The 18,805-nt window shown below is 74.3% G+C and carries 19 protein-coding genes; 7 read left to right on the top strand and 12 right to left on the bottom strand.

Going from position 1 to position 18,805, the window contains the following annotated elements; all coding sequences use genetic code 11:
• The first annotated feature begins 54 nt into the window (after positions 1–54).
• The 3 genes from IE98_RS0100310 to IE98_RS0100300 all read left to right on the top strand — a co-directional run bounded on the left by IE98_RS0100310 (position 55) and on the right by IE98_RS0100300 (position 1,822).
• Complete coding sequence (locus tag IE98_RS0100310; RefSeq protein WP_030262069.1) at positions 55–846, top strand: SGNH/GDSL hydrolase family protein; 792 nt, start codon at positions 55–57, stop codon at positions 844–846.
• Positions 847–909: 63 nt separating this feature from the next.
• Entirely contained in the window at positions 910–1,452 is a 543-nt protein-coding gene (locus tag IE98_RS0100305; protein ID WP_030262065.1) for a gamma carbonic anhydrase family protein, read from the top strand.
• A gap of 103 nt (positions 1,453–1,555) precedes the next feature.
• Positions 1,556–1,822 carry a hypothetical protein gene (locus IE98_RS0100300; protein ID WP_030262062.1) on the top strand — a complete coding sequence of 89 codons (267 nt, stop codon included), beginning with the start codon at positions 1,556–1,558 and terminating at the stop codon, positions 1,820–1,822.
• A gap of 74 nt (positions 1,823–1,896) precedes the next feature.
• Here IE98_RS0100300 and IE98_RS0100295 read toward each other — a convergent pair whose 3' ends face one another.
• Entirely contained in the window at positions 1,897–2,631 is a 735-nt protein-coding gene (locus IE98_RS0100295; RefSeq protein ID WP_078660673.1) for a DUF4230 domain-containing protein, read from the bottom strand.
• A 79-nt stretch (positions 2,632–2,710) separates the two neighbouring features.
• Positions 2,711–3,085 carry a cupin domain-containing protein gene (locus IE98_RS0100290; protein WP_030262057.1) on the bottom strand — a complete coding sequence of 125 codons (375 nt, stop codon included), beginning with the start codon at positions 3,083–3,085 and terminating at the stop codon, positions 2,711–2,713.
• 151 nt (positions 3,086–3,236) lie between these two features.
• Here IE98_RS0100290 and IE98_RS0100285 point away from each other — a divergent pair, with 151 nt between their 5' ends.
• On the top strand, positions 3,237–3,683 hold the full coding sequence (locus IE98_RS0100285; protein ID WP_030262054.1) for a MarR family winged helix-turn-helix transcriptional regulator: 447 nt from the start codon (positions 3,237–3,239) through the stop codon (positions 3,681–3,683).
• Between the two features lie 33 nt (positions 3,684–3,716).
• Here IE98_RS0100285 and IE98_RS0100280 read toward each other — a convergent pair whose 3' ends face one another.
• Positions 3,717–5,030: a glycosyltransferase family 87 protein gene (locus IE98_RS0100280; RefSeq protein WP_063748842.1), complete on the bottom strand. Its 1,314-nt coding sequence runs from the start codon at positions 5,028–5,030 to the stop codon at positions 3,717–3,719.
• A gap of 213 nt (positions 5,031–5,243) precedes the next feature.
• On the opposite strand from IE98_RS0100280, the gene IE98_RS0100275 reads away from it, so the two are divergent.
• Both IE98_RS0100275 and IE98_RS51815 read left to right on the top strand, forming a co-directional pair.
• A complete protein-coding gene (locus IE98_RS0100275) occupies positions 5,244–7,592 on the top strand; it encodes a Tex family protein (RefSeq protein ID WP_052389952.1) in 2,349 nt (782 codons plus the stop codon).
• 520 nt (positions 7,593–8,112) lie between these two features.
• Positions 8,113–8,244 (top strand): hypothetical protein, encoded by a 132-nt coding sequence (locus IE98_RS51815; protein WP_267882306.1) that lies wholly within the window; start codon positions 8,113–8,115, stop codon positions 8,242–8,244.
• 30 nt (positions 8,245–8,274) lie between these two features.
• Here the strand turns inward: IE98_RS51815 and IE98_RS0100265 are convergent, their stop codons facing one another.
• The 5 genes from IE98_RS0100265 to IE98_RS45605 all read right to left on the bottom strand — a co-directional run bounded on the left by IE98_RS0100265 (position 8,275) and on the right by IE98_RS45605 (position 13,797).
• Positions 8,275–8,844 carry an NUDIX hydrolase gene (locus IE98_RS0100265; RefSeq protein WP_052389951.1) on the bottom strand — a complete coding sequence of 190 codons (570 nt, stop codon included), beginning with the start codon at positions 8,842–8,844 and terminating at the stop codon, positions 8,275–8,277.
• A gap of 182 nt (positions 8,845–9,026) precedes the next feature.
• Complete coding sequence (locus IE98_RS0100260; RefSeq protein WP_030262044.1) at positions 9,027–9,521, bottom strand: peptidylprolyl isomerase; 495 nt, start codon at positions 9,519–9,521, stop codon at positions 9,027–9,029.
• A 101-nt stretch (positions 9,522–9,622) separates the two neighbouring features.
• Positions 9,623–11,011, bottom strand: a complete 1,389-nt coding sequence (locus IE98_RS0100255; protein ID WP_030262041.1) for an SDR family oxidoreductase — start codon at positions 11,009–11,011, stop codon at positions 9,623–9,625.
• Between the two features lie 199 nt (positions 11,012–11,210).
• Entirely contained in the window at positions 11,211–12,107 is an 897-nt protein-coding gene (locus IE98_RS0100250; protein ID WP_030262039.1) for an SCO6745 family protein, read from the bottom strand.
• 154 nt (positions 12,108–12,261) lie between these two features.
• Complete coding sequence (locus IE98_RS45605) at positions 12,262–13,797, bottom strand: carbohydrate binding domain-containing protein (protein ID WP_043173170.1); 1,536 nt, start codon at positions 13,795–13,797, stop codon at positions 12,262–12,264.
• A gap of 286 nt (positions 13,798–14,083) precedes the next feature.
• Here IE98_RS45605 and IE98_RS0100240 point away from each other — a divergent pair, with 286 nt between their 5' ends.
• Positions 14,084–15,040: an aldo/keto reductase gene (locus tag IE98_RS0100240; RefSeq protein ID WP_030262035.1), complete on the top strand. Its 957-nt coding sequence runs from the start codon at positions 14,084–14,086 to the stop codon at positions 15,038–15,040.
• A 60-nt stretch (positions 15,041–15,100) separates the two neighbouring features.
• Here the strand turns inward: IE98_RS0100240 and IE98_RS0100235 are convergent, their stop codons facing one another.
• From IE98_RS0100235 to IE98_RS44100, 4 genes are all read right to left on the bottom strand, one after another.
• Positions 15,101–15,700 (bottom strand): GNAT family N-acetyltransferase, encoded by a 600-nt coding sequence (locus IE98_RS0100235; RefSeq protein ID WP_052389950.1) that lies wholly within the window; start codon positions 15,698–15,700, stop codon positions 15,101–15,103.
• A 100-nt stretch (positions 15,701–15,800) separates the two neighbouring features.
• Complete coding sequence (locus IE98_RS0100230) at positions 15,801–16,478, bottom strand: nitroreductase family protein (RefSeq protein WP_030262030.1); 678 nt, start codon at positions 16,476–16,478, stop codon at positions 15,801–15,803.
• A gap of 63 nt (positions 16,479–16,541) precedes the next feature.
• Positions 16,542–18,179, bottom strand: a complete 1,638-nt coding sequence (locus IE98_RS0100225; RefSeq protein WP_030262028.1) for an ABC-F family ATP-binding cassette domain-containing protein — start codon at positions 18,177–18,179, stop codon at positions 16,542–16,544.
• Positions 18,180–18,241: 62 nt separating this feature from the next.
• Complete coding sequence (locus IE98_RS44100) at positions 18,242–18,739, bottom strand: DUF4232 domain-containing protein (RefSeq protein ID WP_052389949.1); 498 nt, start codon at positions 18,737–18,739, stop codon at positions 18,242–18,244.
• Positions 18,740–18,805 lie beyond the last annotated feature (66 nt).

Below are 18,805 nucleotides of genomic sequence, written 5' to 3'. Positions count from 1 at the left end.
CCGGGGCGCCCCTTCGTACCGACCGGTAGCAGGTGCGCGTACGATCGTCGGGCCATGGAGAACACAGCCACCTTCACCAGCTACGTCGCCGTCGGGGACTCCTTCACCGAGGGCATGTGCGACGACCTGCTGCCCGACGGCCACTACCGCGGCTGGGCCGACCGCGTCGCCGCCGCCCTGGCCGCCGAGCAGGACGGCGGCGGGTTCCGCTACGCCAACCTCGCCGTCCGCGGCAAGCTGATCGGCCAGATCTGCGACGAGCAGGTCGGCCCGGCCGCCGCGATGGGCACCGACCTGGTCACCCTGGCCGGCGGCCTGAACGACGTGCTGCGGCCCGGCTGCGACATCGCCCACGTCAGGGACCGGTTCGGCGTCGCCGCCCGCACCCTGCTCGCCGGCGGCGCCACCGTGGTCATGTTCACCAGCACCGACCCCAGCAGGCGGATGCCCGGCGGCACCCGCCTGCTGCCGGCCGTCCTGGAGCTCAAGGCCTTCGTCGAGGGCATCGCCCGCGACTCCGGCGGCAGGGCGGTCGTGGTCGACCTCTTCAGCGCCCCCTGCTTCGACGACCCGCGGATGTGGGCCGAGGACCGCCTCCACCTCTCCGCCGAGGGCCACCACCGGGTCGCCGTCGCCGTCCTCGAGGCACTCGGCCGCCCCGCCGCCCAGGACTGGCGCATCCCGCTGCCGCCCGCCGCCCCGCAGAGCCGTACCGCGAAGGTCGGCTCCGACCTGCGCTGGCTGCGCAGCCACCTCGGCCCGTGGATCGGCCGCCGCCTCACCGGCCGCTCCTCCGGCGACGGCCGCCCGCCCAAGCGCGCCGAGCTGCTCCCGTACGAGGGCTGACCCCGAGGGCCGACCCTCCCGTACCCGCCGTCCCCGCACCGATCGAGACCAGGAGCACCGACCATGGCCGAGCCGCTGATCGCCGCCGTCGCGGGCCGGGTGCCCGCCGTCGACCCCTCGGCGTTCGTCGCCCCCAACGCGGTCGTGGTCGGTGCGGTCACCGTCGCCGCCCGCGCGGGCATCTGGTACGGCGCGGTGCTCCGCGGCGACGCCGAGACGATCACGGTCGGCGCCGACACCAACGTCCAGGACAACTGCACGCTGCACGCCGACCCCGGCTTCCCGCTGGAGCTCGGCGAGCGGATCTCGGTCGGCCACAACGCGGTGCTGCACGGCTGCACGGTCGAGGACGACGTGCTGGTCGGCATGGGCGCCACGGTGCTCAACGGGGCCCGGATCGGCACCGGCTCGCTGATCGCCGCCGGGGCGGTGGTCACCCAGGGCACCGAGGTGCCGCCCGGCTCCCTGGTCGCCGGAGTCCCGGCGAAGGTGCGGCGCCCGCTCACCGACGAGGAGCGCGCCGGGATCCGGGCCAACGCCGAGGGCTACCTGCTGCTCGCCGAGGCCCACCGCGGCGTCGGCGCCCCGGGGGTCCGGCCGCTCTGAACCGCCCCGACGTGCTGAGCGGCCCGGCAGGACGCAAGCTGGTGATCACCCACAACCAGCGGCGGTGCCGGGGCGGGCGGAGGCCCGGCGGAGCGGAGGAACCGTGTTCCAACTGCTGTGGATCCTGCTGATCGGATTCGTCCTCGGCGTCCTGGCCAAGCTGGTCCTGCGCGGTCCGCAGGCGATCCCGTGGTGGCTGACGATGCTGCTCGGCGCCGCCGGTGCACTGCTCGGCAACGGCGTCGCCGGCTGGCTCGGTGTCGCCCACACCGGCGGCATCGACTGGACCCGCCACCTGCTGCAGATCGGCTTCGCGGTCGCCCTGGTCGCGGTCGTCGCCCCGATGTGGGAACGCCGGAAGGTCCGCTAGGCGCCCGGGAGGCGCCCCCCGCGCGCCCCTGGGCCGACCGTCCGGGCGCTCTCGAAGTGCGCTCCCGGGCCCGGTCAGCCGGTGGTGGTGACGGTGACGGTGGTGAAGCCGAGCGAGCGCAGCAGCCCCTGGAGCACGGCGGTGGTGTTGGTCTCGGCGGTGGCGGTGAGCGCGGTGTCGTGGGCGGCGGTCTGGATCTTCTCGGTCGCCAGGACCTCCAGCCGCTGCTGGTCGCCGGGGTTCCCGGAGAAGAAGTCGCCGATCCGGTCGAACAGTCCGCGCTGCTGCGAGAACACGTAGGAGCGGCGGACGTCCAGCGTGGCGTCGGCCAGCTTCGCGTGCGGCAGGGCGATGGCGGCCGTCCGGCGGTCCGCGGAGACGGTCACCGCGCCCTCCGGCAGCGCCCCGAGGTCGACGTAGGCGCCGACGCTGCCGGTGGCGACGTACAGGGTGCGCTTGCCGAGCAGCTGCGAGGGCAGGAACTTGGCGTCCTGGTCCAGGTCGACGATGACCTGGAAGTTGCCGGTGGCCGCGGTGTAGCGGCTCATGTTCTGGATGGACTTGAGGACGGCGGGCCCGCTGCGGTCGACCTCCCGCTCGGCGAACGGGTTCGGCAGGCCGGGCAGCAGGTCGAGCTTGGCCACCGCCAGCAGCAGGACGAGGACGGCGGCCAGCGCGACCGGCACCCCGAAGTACCAGGGGAGCCGGCCGCGCCCGCCGCGGGCGGTCCGCCCGCCCGCGGGTCCGCTGTCCGCCTCGGACTCGTCGTCGTGCTCGGACGTGCGGTTCGGTGCGGACCGGCGGGCCATCGCGGAACCTCCTGGAATCGGTGGCGGGCCCGGGTGTCCGGCCCGACCCGCGGATCCTTCCCCCGATCCGGAGTTCGATTCAGACGGCCCAGGGCGGGTCGACCACCGAGCCGTCGGGCAGCGTCGCCCGCAGCCCGGCCGTGGTGGTGACCCAGGCGGCGGCGGGACCGGGCCCCGGGTTGTCCACCTTCAGCCGGCTGCCGGCCGGGACGACGACGGTGTCGCCCGGTACGAGGACGGTGGCCTCGCCGTCGAGGGTGACGACCGGCGAGCCGTCGAGCAGGTGCAGCACCTCCTCGGCGCTGACGGAGTGCTCGACGCCGGTGGTGCCGGCGGGGACGTCCAGCCGCCAGGCGCGGAGCCGCTCGGCCCCGGTGGCGGCGGAGGCGTGCGAGGTGAAACGGGCACCGTGCAGGTCGAACACGGTGGCGTGGTCGGGACGGACGACTGGCACAGCTGTCTCCTTGGTGTGATTGGCGTGAAGAAGGTCAGTTCGCTTGACTATATGGTCAAGCGGATTGACGATTTGGTCAAGCCGCTGGACTGTTGTGGAGGTCGATGTGCCCTCGGGACCCGGAGATCGTCAAGCACCTAGACTGACGGCCATGGACGAGACCGCCGCCCGCGCCCTGCCGCCCCTGGTCATCGGCCTGGCCGCCGACCTGGTCCGCAGCATCGACGACGGCGTCCGGGCCCGCGGCTTCGAGGACCTGCGGCCCGCGCACGGCTTCGCCTTCGTCCGGCTCGCCCCCGACGGCGCCACCGTCGGCGAACTCGCCGAGCACCTCGGGGTGACCAAGCAGGCGGCCAGTCAGATGGTCGAGGAGCTCGTCCGCAAGGGGTACGTCGAGCGCCACCCGCACCCGGCCGACGCCCGCGCCCGGCTGGTCGTCCTCACCGAGCGGGGGTGGGCCTGCACCCGCGCCGCCGACGAGGCCGCCGCGGACGCCGTCCGGCCCTGGCGGGAGGCGCTCGGCGACCAGCGCCTGCACCGGCTCACCGCCGACCTCGCCGCGCTCGGCCCCAGCGGCCGCATCCGGCCGGTCTGGTGACGGCGGCCGGGCGGGGCGGTGTGCTCCCGGCCCTCAGGCCACCCGGATGGGGCCGCGGCTGACGCGGGGGGCCTCCTGGAGGGCGGCGACCGGGGAGACCGAGACGCGCCACAGCCGGGCCGCCGACCAGAGGGAGGCGGCGAGCAGCAGGCCGTTGCGGGCCACGATCACCAGGGTCGGCTGCCAGCCGCCCTTGATCATCGCGTCGAAGAAGAGCGGGTAGTCGACGGTGGTGACGCCCACCGCGAGCAGGATGACCACCGCCACCGGCCGCTGCGAGGAGCCCCGTACGGTGAGGCAGACCGCGGCGAGCCCGATCAGCCAGATCAGGTACTGCGGGCTGATCACCCGGCTGGTCACGGTGAAGAGCAGCACCGCGGTCAGCGCCGCGTCGTACGGCAGCGCCGGGTTCCACCGCCTGGCCCGGAAGCGCCACAGCAGCAGCCAGCCGAAGGCCAGCGCCGTCAGCACCAGCGACACCCGGGCCACCAGGCCGACGTGCGGGCCGAGGAACTCCAGCGAGCCGTAGTGCATCTCCACCTCGCCCGGCCAGCCCAGCTCCCGGGCCACGTGCAGCACGCTGCCGCCGAGCGACTCGATCTCCACGCCCCGGCCGCGCTGTGCGGTCAGGAAGTCCATCGCGCCGTCGAACAGCGTGGCCATCACCAGCAGCAGCGCCGCCGCCGACAGGCACATCCCCGTCCACGCCTGCCGGGTCCCCTTGCCGCGCGGCGCGCCCAGCACCACCAGGGCCGGCCACACCTTGACCAACGCGCCGATCCCGGCCAGCGCCCCGCCCGCCCGCGGCCGGCTCGGCATCAGCAGCAGGGCGGCCATCGCCAGTGCCGTCACCGGCAGGTCGTAGCGGCCGTACGGCAGGCCGAGCAGCAGCGGCAGGGAGAGCGCCCACATCCAGGCCCCCGCCGTCGACCGCCCCCGGTGCACCCCGCCGTTGCGGCGCAGCGAGACCCGGACCAGCGCGGCCTGGGTGACCGCGTCGGTGAGCAGCATCAGCAGGGCGAAGGCCTGCAGGTAGGTGAGGAAGGGCAGCAGCCCGGGGGCCAGCATGGCGAGCGCCGCGCCGGGCGGGTACTGCCAGGTCACGTCGCCGACCGGGAAGTGGCCGTCGCTGAGGACCAGGAACCAGTGGTAGTAGGTGCGGTGCACCTCGATCGCCTGCTCGGCCTTGCCGGAGCGGAGCATGCCGATCATGACGAGGCGGGAGGCGGTCCAGTACCCGGCCAGGGCGAGCGCCTCGCGGGGCCAGGTCGCGGGCCGCGTCCAGCGGAACGGCCCGCCCAGGGGCATTCCCCACTGGGTGACCGGGGTCGGGGCCTGAGCCACCATCGCCTCCACGGAGAAGCTTCGCGTGCCTGGGATCTATCTCATATCAGACAAATCGAGTCGGGTAATCGCGGTGAAACCGTGTGTCACCGACCGTCAGCACAACGCGCCACGCCGCCCGCAGGACACGGCCCGGCCCGATCCGGAAGGCCGTACCTGCCAGAATGCAGGGCGTACCAGGAGGAACCCCGGGAGAAGGTGGCAGGCCCCGTGACCATGCCGGTCGAACGCAAGATCGCCGAAGAGCTGGGCGTCCGCGAAGGGCAGGTGAAGGCGGCCGTCGACCTGCTCGACGGCGGCGCGACCGTTCCCTTCGTCGCCCGCTACCGCAAGGAGGCCACCGGCGCGCTCGACGACGCCCAGCTGCGCACCCTCGAGGAGCGGCTGCGCTACCTGCGCGAGCTGGAGGAGCGGCGCACCGCCGTCCTGGAGTCCGTCGAGGCCCAGGGCAAGCTGGACGACGCGCTGCGCGCGCGGATCCTCGCCGCCGACTCGAAGGCGCGCCTGGAGGACATCTACCTGCCCTTCAAGCCCAAACGGCGCACCAAGGCCCAGATCGCCCGCGAGGCCGGCCTGGAGCCGCTCGCGGACACCCTGCTCGCCGACCCCTCGCAGGACCCGGCCGCCCTCGCCGCCGGGTACCTCGGCGAGGCCGTCGCCGACACCGCGGCCGCCCTGGACGGTGCCCGCTCGATCCTGGTCGAGCGCTTCGGCGAGGACGCCGACCTGGTCGGCTCGCTCCGCGAGCGGATGTGGACCAGGGGCCGCATGGTCGCCGCCGTCCGCGAGGGCAAGGAGCAGGACGGCGCCAAGTTCGCCGACTACTTCGACTTCGCCGAGCCCTTCACCAAGCTGCCCTCGCACCGCATCCTCGCCATGCTGCGCGGCGAGAAGGAGGAGGTCCTCGACCTGGACCTCTCGCCGTACGACGGCGAGGACGGCGACCTGCCCGGCGAGAACGACTACGAGCAGCGGATCGCCGCCCGCTTCGGCGTCGCCGACCGCGGCCGGCCCGCCGACAAGTGGCTCACCGACACCGTCCGCTGGGCCTGGCGCACCCGGATCCTCGTCCGGCTCGGCATCGACCTGCGCACCCGGCTGCGGCAGGAGGCCGAGGACGAGGCCGTCCGCGTCTTCGCCGCCAACCTGCGCGACCTGCTGCTCGCCGCCCCCGCCGGCACCCGCTCCACCATGGGACTCGACCCGGGCTTCCGCACCGGCGTCAAGGTCGCCGTCGTCGACGCCACCGGCAAGGTCGTCGCCCACGACACGATCTACCCCCACCAGCCCGCCAACAAGTGGGACGCCGCGCTCGCCACCCTCGCCGCCCTGGCGAAGAAGCACGCCGTCGACCTGGTCGCCATCGGCAACGGCACCGCCTCGCGGGAGACCGACAAGCTCGCCGAGGACCTGATCAAGCGCCACCCCGACCTCGGCCTCACCAAGGTCATGGTCTCCGAGGCCGGCGCCTCCGTGTACTCCGCCTCGGCCTTCGCCTCGCAGGAACTGCCCGGGCTGGACGTCTCCATCCGCGGCGCCGTCTCCATCGCCCGCCGCCTGCAGGACCCGCTCGCCGAACTCGTCAAGATCGACCCCAAGTCGATCGGCGTCGGCCAGTACCAGCACGACCTCAGCGAGGTGAAGCTCTCCCGCTCGCTGGACGCCGTCGTCGAGGACTGCGTCAACGCCGTCGGCGTCGACGTCAACACCGCGTCCGCGCCGCTGCTCACCCGGGTCTCCGGCATCACCGGCACCCTCGCCGACAACATCGTCGCCCACCGCGACGCCAACGGGCCCTTCCGCACCCGGCGCGCGCTCAAGGACGTCGCCCGGCTCGGACCGAAGGCCTTCGAGCAGTGCGCCGGCTTCCTGCGGATCCCCGGCGGCGACGACCCGCTGGACGCCTCCGCCGTGCACCCCGAGGCCTACCCCGTCGTCCGCCGCATCCTCGCCGCCACCGGCGGCGACCTGCCCGCACTGATCGGCAACGGCTCGGTGCTGCGTTCGCTGCGCCCGGGGGACTTCGCCGACGACACCTTCGGCGTGCCGACCGTCACCGACATCCTCGGCGAGCTCGACAAGCCGGGCCGCGACCCCCGCCCCGCCTTCAAGACGGCCACCTTCAAGGAGGGCGTCGACAAGATCGGGGACCTGGAGGTCGGCATGGTGCTGGAGGGCGTCGTCACCAACGTCGCCGCCTTCGGCGCCTTCGTCGACATCGGCGTTCACCAGGACGGCCTGGTGCACGTCTCCGCACTGTCCAAGAACTTCGTCAAGGACCCGCGGGACGTCGTCAAGCCCGGCGACATCGTCCGCGTCAAGGTCACCTCGGTCGACGTGCCGCGCAAGCGGATCGGCCTGACCCTGCGGCTGGACGACGAGGCCGCCCCTCGCCCGGGCGGCGAGCGGGGCGAGCGCGGCGACCGCGGCGACCGGCGTGGCGGCGGCGACCGCGGGGGCTCCCGCCCGCCCCGCCAGGACCGTCGCGGCGGCGGCCGCGAACAGGCACCGGCCGTCAACTCCGCCATGGCCGACGCCCTCCGCCGGGCTGGCCTGACCCGGTAACGGCAGTCGCCGGCCCCGGCCGCGACCGTCCCACCCGGGGACGGTCCGCGGCCGGGGCCGGGTGCTCTCCGCCGGCGTGCCGCCGTACCGAAGTCGGCCGGCCCGTGGCGCCGTGACACCCGCCCCGACACGCGCAGTCCGCCCGCGTCCGTCCCGGGTGCCCGCCTGGGGCCGCGAGGACGGCTCCTCGGGCGGGCACCCCCGTCGGGGCACGTACGGCTGCCCGCTGTCCTCCCCAGGTCATCCATGACCGACCGGCGGCGTCTCGGTCGAACTCCGGCTGGACGCCGCCGGCGCCTCGCCCCGGCTCCTGCGGGCCACCTTCACCCCGCAGGAACCGGGCTTCCACCTCTACAGCGTCGACCTCCCCGACGGGGGAGTCTCCGGGCTCGGCATCCCCACCAGGCTCGGGCTCAACGGCTCGCTCGCGGCGGCCGGCGCGCCGACGGCGGACCGGCCCCTGCTGACCGTCAGCCCGTCCGGCCTCGGCGTCGCCCTGCCGGTCTACCCGGACGGCCCGGTGACCCTCACCGTGCCGGTCCGCGGCGCCGGGACGGGCCCGGCCGGAGCCGTGTTCAGCTACGGGGCGTGCAGCGCCCAGCGCTGCCTCGTGCCCGTCGTGCGGCAGGTCGTCCCCCTCGACCCGTCCTGAGGGCCGGGGCGGGCCGGAGCGGGGCTGCGGTCAGCCGTGGGCCGCGCGGGACTCGACGGCCAGGGCCACCAACTCGCCCCACCAGGCCTCCCGGCCGCGCACCAGCAGGCGCTGGGCCTCCTCGGGGGACATCGCCCGTACCTCGACGACCTGTTCGCCGTCGTCCGGGTTGGTCGGCAGCGAGTCCACCACCACCTCGGCCCAGCCCCACAGCCAGGCCTTCTCGGGGTGGGGCTGCCACGGCCGGTACGGCTCCGGGGCGTCGGTGACGGCGTGGTGGTGGCCGATCCAGACCGGCGGGGAGAGCAGCCGCGCGCCCGCCTCCTCACGCAACTCCCGTACCAGGCAAGACTCCACCGACTCCGCCGCCTCGCGGGTGCCGCCCGGCAGGAACCAGTGCCCGCGGGCGTCCCTGCAGAGCACCACCCCGCCTTCGGTGAAGCCCACCAGATGGATGTTGGTGATCAGTTCGTCCGGCGGGAGCTCCGTGGAGAACTGTGCGTCGATGCCGCCCCACGCCCACCGCTGCGGGGCGTGCAGGTGCGGGAACCGGGCCGCCAGCGCCGCGAGTTCCCCTGCTCTGTCCGTGGTGTCCGTCATTGATCGATCCTAGTCCGCCCACCGCCCCGTCGATGCGCGTTCGGGGACGCGTCGACCGGAAGGGTGAGCCGTCGTTCAAGGACCGTGCGCGGGCGCACGGGCCCGGACGTGCGAAGGCCCGCCGTTCGCCCGCGCCGAGGCGGCGGGGGCGAACGGCGGGCCGGAGCGGGGCCCGGTGGGCCTTACTCGACGATGCCGGACTTGGCGATGGTGATCTTGGCCGAGGTGCGGCCGCTGTCCGAGCCCTTGGACTCGATGAGCTTGACGATGTCCAGGCCCTCGACGACCTCGCCGAAGACGACGTGCTTGCCGTCCAGCCAGCTGGTGACGACGGTGGTGATGAAGAACTGCGAGCCGTTGGTGTTGCGGCCGGCGTTCGCCATCGAGAGCAGGCCCGGGCGGTCGTGCTTCCGCTCGAAGTTCTCGTCCGCGAACTTCTCGCCGTAGATGCTCTTGCCACCGGTGCCGTTGTGGTTGGTGAAGTCACCACCCTGCAGCATGAAGTTCGGGATGACGCGGTGGAAGCCGGAGCCCTCGTAACCGAAGCCGTTCTGGCCGGTGGCGAGCTCGCGGAAGTTCTGAGCGGTCTTGGGGACGACATCGTCGTACAGCTTGAAGACGATGCGACCGGCCGGCTCATCGTTGATCGTGATGTCGAAGAAAACGTTCGAAGCCATGGGGGAATCATGGCACGGACCGGGGCCGGAGGCCGACAGCACCCGGTGGCGGCGCCCGCATCCGCCGGTCGGCGCCCCGTTCCGGCCCCTGCCCGGGCGTGTCACCAGGCGGCCTCCCGGTAGTCCTTGAGGAAGACGCCCGACACCGGCGCGCCGGACTCGCCGCGGACGATCGGGTCGTAGATCCGGGCGGCGCCGTCGACGATGTCCAGCGGGGTGCGGAAGCCCGCGGCCGCCTTGCGGGCCTTGACCGGCGCGGGCGTCTCGTCGGTGATCCAGCCGGTGTCGACGGCGCACAGGTGGACGCCCTGCTTGGCGAGTTCCGCCGCACTGGTGCGGGTCAGCATGTTGAGCGCGGCCTTGGCCATGTTGGTGTGCGGATGGTCGGGCGTCTTGTTGCGGACGGCGAACCGGCCCTCCACGGCGGTGACGTTGACGATGTAGCGGTTGCGGTGCGGCGAGGCGAGCAGCAGCGGCAGCAGCCGGTCGCAGAGCAGCGCCGGGGCGACCGCGTTGACCAGCTGGACCTCCAGCAGCTCCGCCGGGTCGAGCGAACCGAGCTTCGCCGACCAGGAGTTGTGCTCCGAGGTGTCCGGCAGCAGCCCGGCCTCGTCGGCCCGCTGCGCCGGGATCGCCGGGAGCGGGCCCGGGCGGGCGGGTCCGCCGGCGGACTCCAGCTCGGCGGTGGGCCAGGCCGGGGCGAGCGCCGGCATCGGGCTGAAGCCCGGGGCGTGCAGCACACGGGCCCCCTCCGGCAGCGCGGCCTGCTCGCCGGCGGTGAGCAGCGCGTACGCCTCCGGGGGCCGCCGTATGGTCTGCGCGGCGTTGTTGACCAGGATGTCCAGCGGCCGGCCCTCCGTGTGGAGCTGCTCGCAGAGGCCGAGGACCTGGCGCGGGTCGCGCAGGTCGATGCCGACCACCCGCAGCCGGTCGAACCAGTCGGCGCTGTCGGCGGCGGAGCGGAAGCGGCGCAGGGTGTCGCCGGGGAAGCGGCTGGTGACGGTGAGGTCGGCGCCGTCGCGGAGCATCATCAGGGCGAGCTGGAAGCCGATCTTCACCCGGCCGCCGGTGAGCAGGACGCGGCGCCCGCGCAGGTCGGTGCTCAGGGCGCGGCGGGCGGTGTTGTCGGCCGCGCAGCCCGGGCAGAGCCGGTGGTAGAAGGCATCCATTTGTCGATACGAAGACTTGCAGACGTAGCAGTGGTGGGAGCGGGCCAGGTCGCCGATCGGGCCGGTGATCTCCGGGAGGGGCAGCGGGGCGTCCTCGCGGCGGTCGGGGGCGCCGGTGGCGGTGCGGGCCACCAGCGCGCCGTCGGCGAGCCGGGCGGCGTCCAGGGCGTGCTGACGGCGACGGCGGCGGCCCTCGCGGATCATCTCGCTGGCGGTCTTCTCGGCCCGGACCCGTACGGGGTGGTCCGCGGGCAGCCGTCGCAGCCGCGTCACGGTGTGTTCCCAGGCCGCGAGATCATCCTCGGAAAGCTCGGTGGTCAGCGTTGGCACGGCCCCTCCGTTCGGGCTAGGTCGGCAGCCCGGCGGTGGAGGCGGGCTCGTGTGGACACCACCCGGCCGCCGGTGTTCCGGCCGCCCCGGCGGTGCTCGGAGCCTAGCGAGCACCTCTGTCAGCCCGGAATCGAATAACCGGCGGCGCCGGGCCCGCGCACGGCGGCCGGCCCCGGCGGCCCGCCTCCCGTCACCAGGTGGGTGCGGGAACGGTCATGATGCCGAGCGTGCCGCCGGGTGGGAAGAGCCCGGCCCGGACGACGGTGAGGAAGAGCGGCCCGAGCAGGCCGAGCAGCCGCTCGGTGCGCTCGGCGCCGAGGGCCTCCCAGGGGGCGGCGGCGAGTTCGTCGGTGAGCCGTTCCACCTCGTTGCGGCCGGCCCGGCCGGTCTCCGTGGCGCGGCCCCCGGCGTCCACCCAGCCGCGGGCGGCCAGCCGCTCGGTGGCGGCCGCCCACTCCTCGCCCGTCCAGCCGCGCCCGGCGAAGTCCGGCACGGCGACCGCCCCGGTGGCGGCGAGCGAGACCAGGGACTCGCACGGGTCCAGGCCCGCCGCCTGCAGGGCGGTGAGGTGGCCGTCGCCGCGGTGCTCGCGGAGCACGGTGGCGGCGTGCCAGATCGCCAGGTGCGGCTCGTCCGGCCAGGGGAGCGCGGCGTTGGCGGCGGCCAGCGGGCGGCCCGCCGTGACGGCCGACCCGGCCGCGGCGCGGGCGAGTTCCGCGGCCTCGCGGAGGTCGGTCAGGCCGGTACCGTCGAGCAGCGCGGCGCCGTCGAGCAGGCCGCGGTAGAAGGCGTCCACCCCGCGCAGCCGGGCGGCGAGCACCTCCTCGGGTGCGGCGACCGACCAGGCGGCGGGCACGTGCTCGGCGACCGCGGCCGGGCTGAAGCTGTAGCAGACCGCGGCGGCGAGTTCGGCACTGGCGGCGCCGAACGGGGCCGTGCGCCAGGCGAAGTAGCTCGGCCAGCGGGTCGCCGTGTCGTAGCCCAGCGCCGCGGCCTCGGCGAAGGCCTCGGGGGCGTAGTAGAGGACGGCGTGCAGCGGTTCGAGGTGGTGCCAGGCGCGGCGCGGCAGGGCGCGGTCGAGGGGCATGCGCGAGGTCTCCCTGGGACGTGGTGCGGCCGGTGGTCCGGGACCGGCCCATGATGCCCCAGGGGGTTGAGGTTCCGTCAGATGGCGTTCGCGCGGCGACGGCGGGCGGACCCGGCGGGCCGTGGAGGCCCCGCCGGGTCCGCCGGGGCGGGGGTCAGCCCCGGTACTGCGCGAAGATCTTGGAGAACTCGTAGGGGCTCTGGCTGATGTTGGTGCACTTGTAGAGCGCACCGGTGCATGCGTTGGCGTCGCGGCCCGTCTCCCAGAAGGACAGCATGCCGAGGTGGTGCTGCTGGGCGAAGGCCACCAACTGCCGTGCGTCGTCCTGGTTGTAGATGCCGTGGTCGTCGTTCTCGCCGAGCATCGGGGTGACGCCGGTCATCGCCCACAGCTGGGCGTCCGACTTGCCCGGGTACAGGCCGGCGAGCTGGTCGCGGGTGGACTGGGCGGCCTGCACGGCGTCGGTGCCGTAATCGGTGGCGGGCCGGTTGTAGTCCATCGCCATGACGTTCACCAGGTCCACGGCCACCCCGGCGTCGCGGGCCGCGCGGACCACGGAGACGCCCTCGGCGGTGAGGCCCTCGGGCAGCACCGGCAGGGTGAAGGAGACCTTCAGGCCCGGGTGGGCCTGCTGCAGCTTGGCCAGGGCGGCGCCGCGGCGGGCGTTGGCGGCGGTGTCGGGCACGGCCGCGCCCTCGATGTCGAAGTCGACGTAGGTGAGGCCGTAGGCCTTGACCACGGCGTCGTACTCGGCGAAGAGCGAGTCCACCGTCGAGCAGGCCTGGGCGAGTTCGGTGCCGGAGGCGCCGCCGAAGGAGACCTTGACGTCGCCGCCGGCCGCGCGGATCGCGTCGATCTGGTCCTTGCCCCAGCCGGTGCGCGGGTCGTAGGCGTTGAACCAGCTGGCCTTGCAGCCGACCGAGGTCACGAAGGCGAGGGTGAAGGACTTGAGGTTGCCGGCGCTCGCCATCGCGGTGAGCGACGGGGTCGGCCAGGCGCCCATGTCGACGTACGGGGCGACCGGGACGGCCACCGCGGGGCCGGTCGGGGTCGAGGTCGGTGTGGCCGTCGGTGTCGGGGTGGGCGTGGGCGTCGGGGTGGGCGTGGGCGTCGGGGTGGGTGTGGGCGTGGTGGTGCCGGTCGGGGTCGGCGTCGGGTTGCCGCCGGGGCCGGAGAGGACGACGTCGTCGGCGAGGTAGGCGCCCTGGCCGTACCAGCCGTGCAGGTAGACCGTGACGCTGGTGGTCGCGGCGCCGGTGGTGAACGTGGTGCTGAGCTGCTGCCAGCTGCTGCCGCCGGGCGTCCAGGTGGCCGGGTCGGTGACGCCGTTGCCGGTGGCGCCCAGGTAGACGTACTGGCCCTGCACCCAGGCGGAGAGGCTGTAGGTGGTGTTGGGCTGGACGGAGACGGTCTGGGTGCACTGCGCGGTGTCGCTGTTGGAGGCGGCCCCGCGCAGTGCGTAGGTGCCGCTGTGCGCACCGGTGTTGACCACCGAGCCGGTGCCGGCGGAGCAGGTCCAGGGGCTCGCCGAGCCGCTCTCCAGACCGGGGTTGGCGAGCAGGTTGGCCGCGGCGGCGTCGGCGCCCGAGGCGAGGACGGTCAGGCCGCCCGCGGCGAGGGCGGCCGCGCAGGCGGCTGCGGCGATGCGGCTCGTGCGGCGGGCGGCGTGGCGGTGGAGCGCGCGTGGCATGGGGGAGGGCCTTTCGGGACGTGGCCCGCCGCCCGCGCGGATCGTGGGGGAGCGCGGGGCGGGGGCCGGGGGTCGAGGGGCGGCGCCGCTCACAAAATGGACTAGACCATCTGGGCGCGTCAACCCTCCCGGCGGCGCCCGGGAAAGGTTTACGGCACGCTTAAGGTCCGTCTGAGCCTTCGCTGCTGACGGTCAGTCGGGTGTCGGCTTGACCTCGAGTGCACTCCAACCGGCAGGCTTGCACCGCGACCGGATCACCACCGAACCACCACCGCAGGAGGAACAGATGCGTACCACCGTGCTCGGCACCGGCGGCCCCGAGGTCGGCGTGGTCGGCCTGGGCTGCATGGGCATGACCTGGGCATACGACCCCAACGGCCGCGACGACGAGACCTCCGTCGAGGTCGTCCGCGGCGCACTGGACCTCGGGGTCACCCTGATCGACACCGCCGACATCTACGGCCCGTACGACAACGAGGAACTGGTCGGCCGTGCACTCGCCGGCCCGTACCGGGAGCGCGCCGTGCTGGCCACCAAGGTCGGCCTGGTGCCCGGCACCGGCGGCGCGCGGGTCGGCAACGACGGACGCCCCGAGCACGTGCGGAAGGCGATCGACGACAGCCTCCGCCGGCTCGGCACCGACCACGTCGACCTCTACCAGCTGCACCGGGTCGACCCGCAGGTGCCGATCGAGGAGACCTGGGGCGCGCTCGCCGAGGCCGTCACGGCCGGCAAGGCGCGGCAGATCGGCCTGTCCGAGGTCACCGTCGAACAGATCCGGCGGGCCCAGGCCGTCCACCCGGTGGCGTCCGTGCAGTCCGAGCTCTCGCTCTGGACGCGCGACGCCCTCGCCGAGGTACTGCCCTACACCGAGGCCAACGGCATCGCCTTCCTGCCGTTCTCGCCGCTCGGCCGCGGCTTCCTCGCCGGCCGGTTCTCCTCCGCGGGCGACCTGCCGGCGGACGACTGGCGGGCCACCCTGCCGCGGTTCCAGGCCGAGGCGCTGGAGGCCAACCTGGCGCTGGTCGCGAAGGTCAAGGAGATCGCCGGGCGGACGGGCGCCACGACCGCCCAGGTGGCGCTCGCCTGGGTGCTCGCCCAGGGCCGGCTGGTCATCCCGATCCCCGGCACCAAGACGCCGAAGTACCTGGCGGACAACGCCGCTTCGGCCGAGGTCCGGCTCACCGCCGAGGACCTCGCCGAACTCGACGCCCTGCCCGCCCCGGTCGGCGACCGCTACTGAGAATCGGGCCTGAGGCACCTCAGGTGCCCCCAGCGCCCCTGTCGTCTCTGCCCGCCTGCCTCAGTCTGCTCCGTCCATCACCCAGATCAGTTTCCGGCCGGTCTCGGAGGGGGCGGTGACCAGGGCGTCGTCCACCCGGTCCAGCCGGAAGCCGAGCTTGCGCGGGACGGCCGCGCTGGCGGTGTTCGCCTCGTCGCAGTGGATCTCCACCCGCTCGACGCCCGGCAGCGCCAGCGCGGCCCCGGCGAGCGCCCGCGCGCCCTCCGTGGCCAGGCCGCGGCCGGTGTGCCCGACGCCCACCCAGTAGCCGATCTCCAGCGCGCCCGGCCCGATCCGCCCGTGCAGGCCGAACGCGCCGATCACCTCGCCCGGCTCGGCGTCCGGCACGAGCACGTACATGAAGTCGGTGCCGGTGTCCCAGACCTCCTCGCCGGCGCGGGACATCTCGATGCTGTGCTCCATGCTCGGCGCGGCCTTCGCCCACGGCATCCACGGGCGCAGGTGCTCCAGGTTGGTGCGGACGGCCTCGTTGAGCGCGGCCGCGTCCGCGACCCGGCGGCGGCGCAGCGTCGCGCCGAGCGGGAGCGGCAGCAGCTCCGGCGGACGGGCGGCGGACACCGGACGCGGGCCGGTGTCAGGAACGTCGGCAGTGTGGTTCATGACAAGGATTATCGGCGCAGGCCAGCAGCGCCTTCAACGGCTTTCGCGGCGCGCCGGGGACGGGCGGGCACCGGTTCGCGGCCGGCGCCCGCCACTGGCGTCACATCCGCACCAGGACTTCCTCCAGCCCCTTGCGTCGCAGGTCCGGCACCTGGGCGCCGTCCGCCGGGTAGCCGACCGGGATCACGTACGCCGCCCGCTCCTCGGCCGGCCGCTCGCACACCTCGTTCAGGAAGCGCATCGGACTCGGCGTGTGCGTCAGCGTCGCCAGACCGGCCTGGTGCAGGGCCGCCAGCAGCAGCCCGACGGCGATCCCCACCGACTCCTTGGTGTAGTACGGCCGCGGCGTGTCCGGGCCCTTGTGCACCTCGAAGACGACGATCACCGCCGGCGCGTCCTCCAGGAACGGCTTGCGCCAGTCGGTGCCCAGCGGGGCCAGCGCCGCCAGCCACTCCGGCGAGGCCCGGCGGGCGTAGAACTCGCGCTCCTCCGCCTCCGCGGCCTCCCGCAACCGCCGCTTGCGCGCCGGATCGGTGACCACCACGAAGCGCCACGGCTGGACGTGCGCCCCGCTCGGCGCCGTCGCCGCGGTGCGCACCGCCCACTCCACCACCCCGTCCGGCAGCGGCCGGGTGGAGAAGTCGCGGACGGTGCGCCGCTGCGCCATCACGTCGTGGAACGACCTGCAGCGGTCCTCGGCCTGGTGGGCCGGCACCGCCATCGGGACCAGCGGCACGGCCGGGTGGACCGCGCCCTGTGCTGATGATTCGTCAACCATGCCCGCCAGCACAGCACACGGCCGCCCAGTGGTACAGACCTCCGGCGGGTGCGGCCCGGGCCGTCAGAGCTCGCGGACCCGGCCGCCCTCGACCGCCAGCCGCCGGTTCACCGTGACCGCCTCCAGCATCCGGCGGTCGTGCGTCACCAGCAGCAGCGTCCCGGTGTACGAGGCCAGCGCCGACTCCAACTGCTCGATCGCCGGCAGGTCCAGGTGGTTGGTCGGCTCGTCCAGCACCAGCAGGTTCACCCCGCGGGCCTGCAGCAGCGCCAGCGCCGCCCTGGTCCGCTCGCCCGGCGACAGGGTGCCCGCCGGACGCAGCACGTGCACCGCCTTCAGCCCGAACTTGGCCAGCAGCGTGCGCACCTCCTCCTCGGTGAGCTCCGGAACCGCCGCCGCGAACGCGTCCGACAGCGGCTCGTCCCCGAGGAACAGCCCGCGGGCCTGGTCGACCTCGCCGACCACCACGCCCGAACCCAGCGCGGCACTGCCGCCGTCCAGGTCGAGCCGGCCCAGCAGGGCGGCCAGCAGCGTGGACTTGCCCGCACCGTTCGCCCCGGTGATCGCCACCCGGTCCGCCCAGTCGACCTGCAGGTCCACCGGCCCGAAGGAGAAGTCGCCGCGCCGCGCGGTCGCACCGCGCAGGGTGGCCACCACGGCGCCGGAGCGCGGCGCGGTGGCGATCTCCATCCGCAGCTCCCACTCCTTGCGCGGCTCGTCGACCACGTCAAGCCGCTCGATCATGCGCTGCGTCTGCCGGGCCTTGGAAGCCTGCTTCTCCGTCGACTCCGCGCGGGTCGCCCGCGCCTTCTTGTCGTTGTCGCCGCCCTTGCGGCGGGCGTTGCGGACGCCGTGCTCCATCCAGTTGCGCTGCATCTGCGCGCGGGCCTCCAGCGAGGCCTTGGTGTCCGCGTAGTCCTCGTACTGCTCGCGGGCGTGCCGGCGGGCCACCGCCCGCTCCTCCAGGTACGCCTCGTACCCGCCGCCGTACAGGTTGACCTGCTGCTGGTGCAGGTCGAGCTCCAGCACCCGGGTCACCGTCCGGGCCAGGAACTCGCGGTCGTGGCTGATCAGCACGGTGCCCGCGCGCAGGCCCTTGACGAAGGACTCCAGCCGCTCCAGGCCGTCCAGGTCGAGGTCGTTGGTCGGCTCGTCCAGCAGGAAGACGTCGTAGCGCGACAGCAGCAGCGATGCCAGGCCCGCGCGGGCCGCCTGGCCGCCGGAGAGCGCCGTCATCGGCAGGTCCAGCGAGACCTTCAGACCGAGCTGGTCGGCGACCTCCTCGGCGCGCTCCTCCAGGTCCGCGCCGCCCAGGTCCAGCCAGCGGTCCAGGGCCACCGCGTACTCGTCGTCCGCGCCGGGACGGCTCTCCACCAGGCCCTCGGTGGCCTCGTCCAGGGCGGCCTGCGCGGCCGCCACCCCCGTCCGCCGGGCCAGGAAGTCCCGGACCGACTCGCCGGGGCGGCGCTCCGGCTCCTGCGGCAGGTGCCCGACGTTCGCGGTCGGCGGGCTCAGCCGCAACGCACCGCCCTCCGGGGTGTCCAGGCCGGCCAGCAGGCGCAGCAGCGTCGACTTGCCCGCCCCGTTCACCCCGACCAGGCCGATCACGTCGCCGGGCGCGACGACCAGGTCGAGCCCGGCGAAGAGGGTGCGCTCGCCGTGGCCGGCAGCGAGGTCCTTGACTACGAGAGTGGCGCTCATGATGCGCCGATTCTAGGCCGCCCGGGCCGCGGCCCCGGCCCGGGCGGCCGTGACCGCCGCGGTCAGGAGCTCTGCACCGGGCTGATCTCGAAGAGCCCGCACACCCGCAGGTGGTACGGGACCAGCATCTGCTGGGTGCTGGCCGGCGGGTACACGCCGAGGTAGGTCGAGGTCGTCCGGCAGTTCGGGACGACACCCGGGTCGTTGGTACGGATCGTCGCCGCCGCGGTGCCGGCCGGTGGGAGCACCACCGTGCTCACCGGGACGCCGTTGCGGGTGGCCGGCGCACCGATCATGGCGTGGCCGGTCGTGAGCACGCTGACACCGGGGTAACCGCGCAGCGCACAGGAGTGGGTGGAGGTGTTGGTGAACTCCACCGGGTAGAGGAAGGACCCCGCGGCGCCCTGCGGGCTGCCGACGGCCAGGTACAGGTCGCCGGCCTGGCAGGTGGGGGTCGCGGGTGCGGCCTGGACGCTCTGCGCGGCGGCGACCGCCCCGCCTGCGGCGAGCAGGGCGGCGGCGGAACCGAGGGCCAGGGTGCGCTTGCCGAATCGAATCATGACGTCCCCCGTCCGGGACCGGGCAGGCACTACCTGCAGACCTGCCCACACCCCAGGAGACGCAGA

Source organism: Streptomyces sp. NRRL B-24484 (assembly GCF_000717715.1).
Lineage (GTDB): Bacteria > Actinomycetota > Actinomycetes > Streptomycetales > Streptomycetaceae > Kitasatospora.
This window is presented reverse-complemented; position numbering and strand designations above follow the sequence as displayed.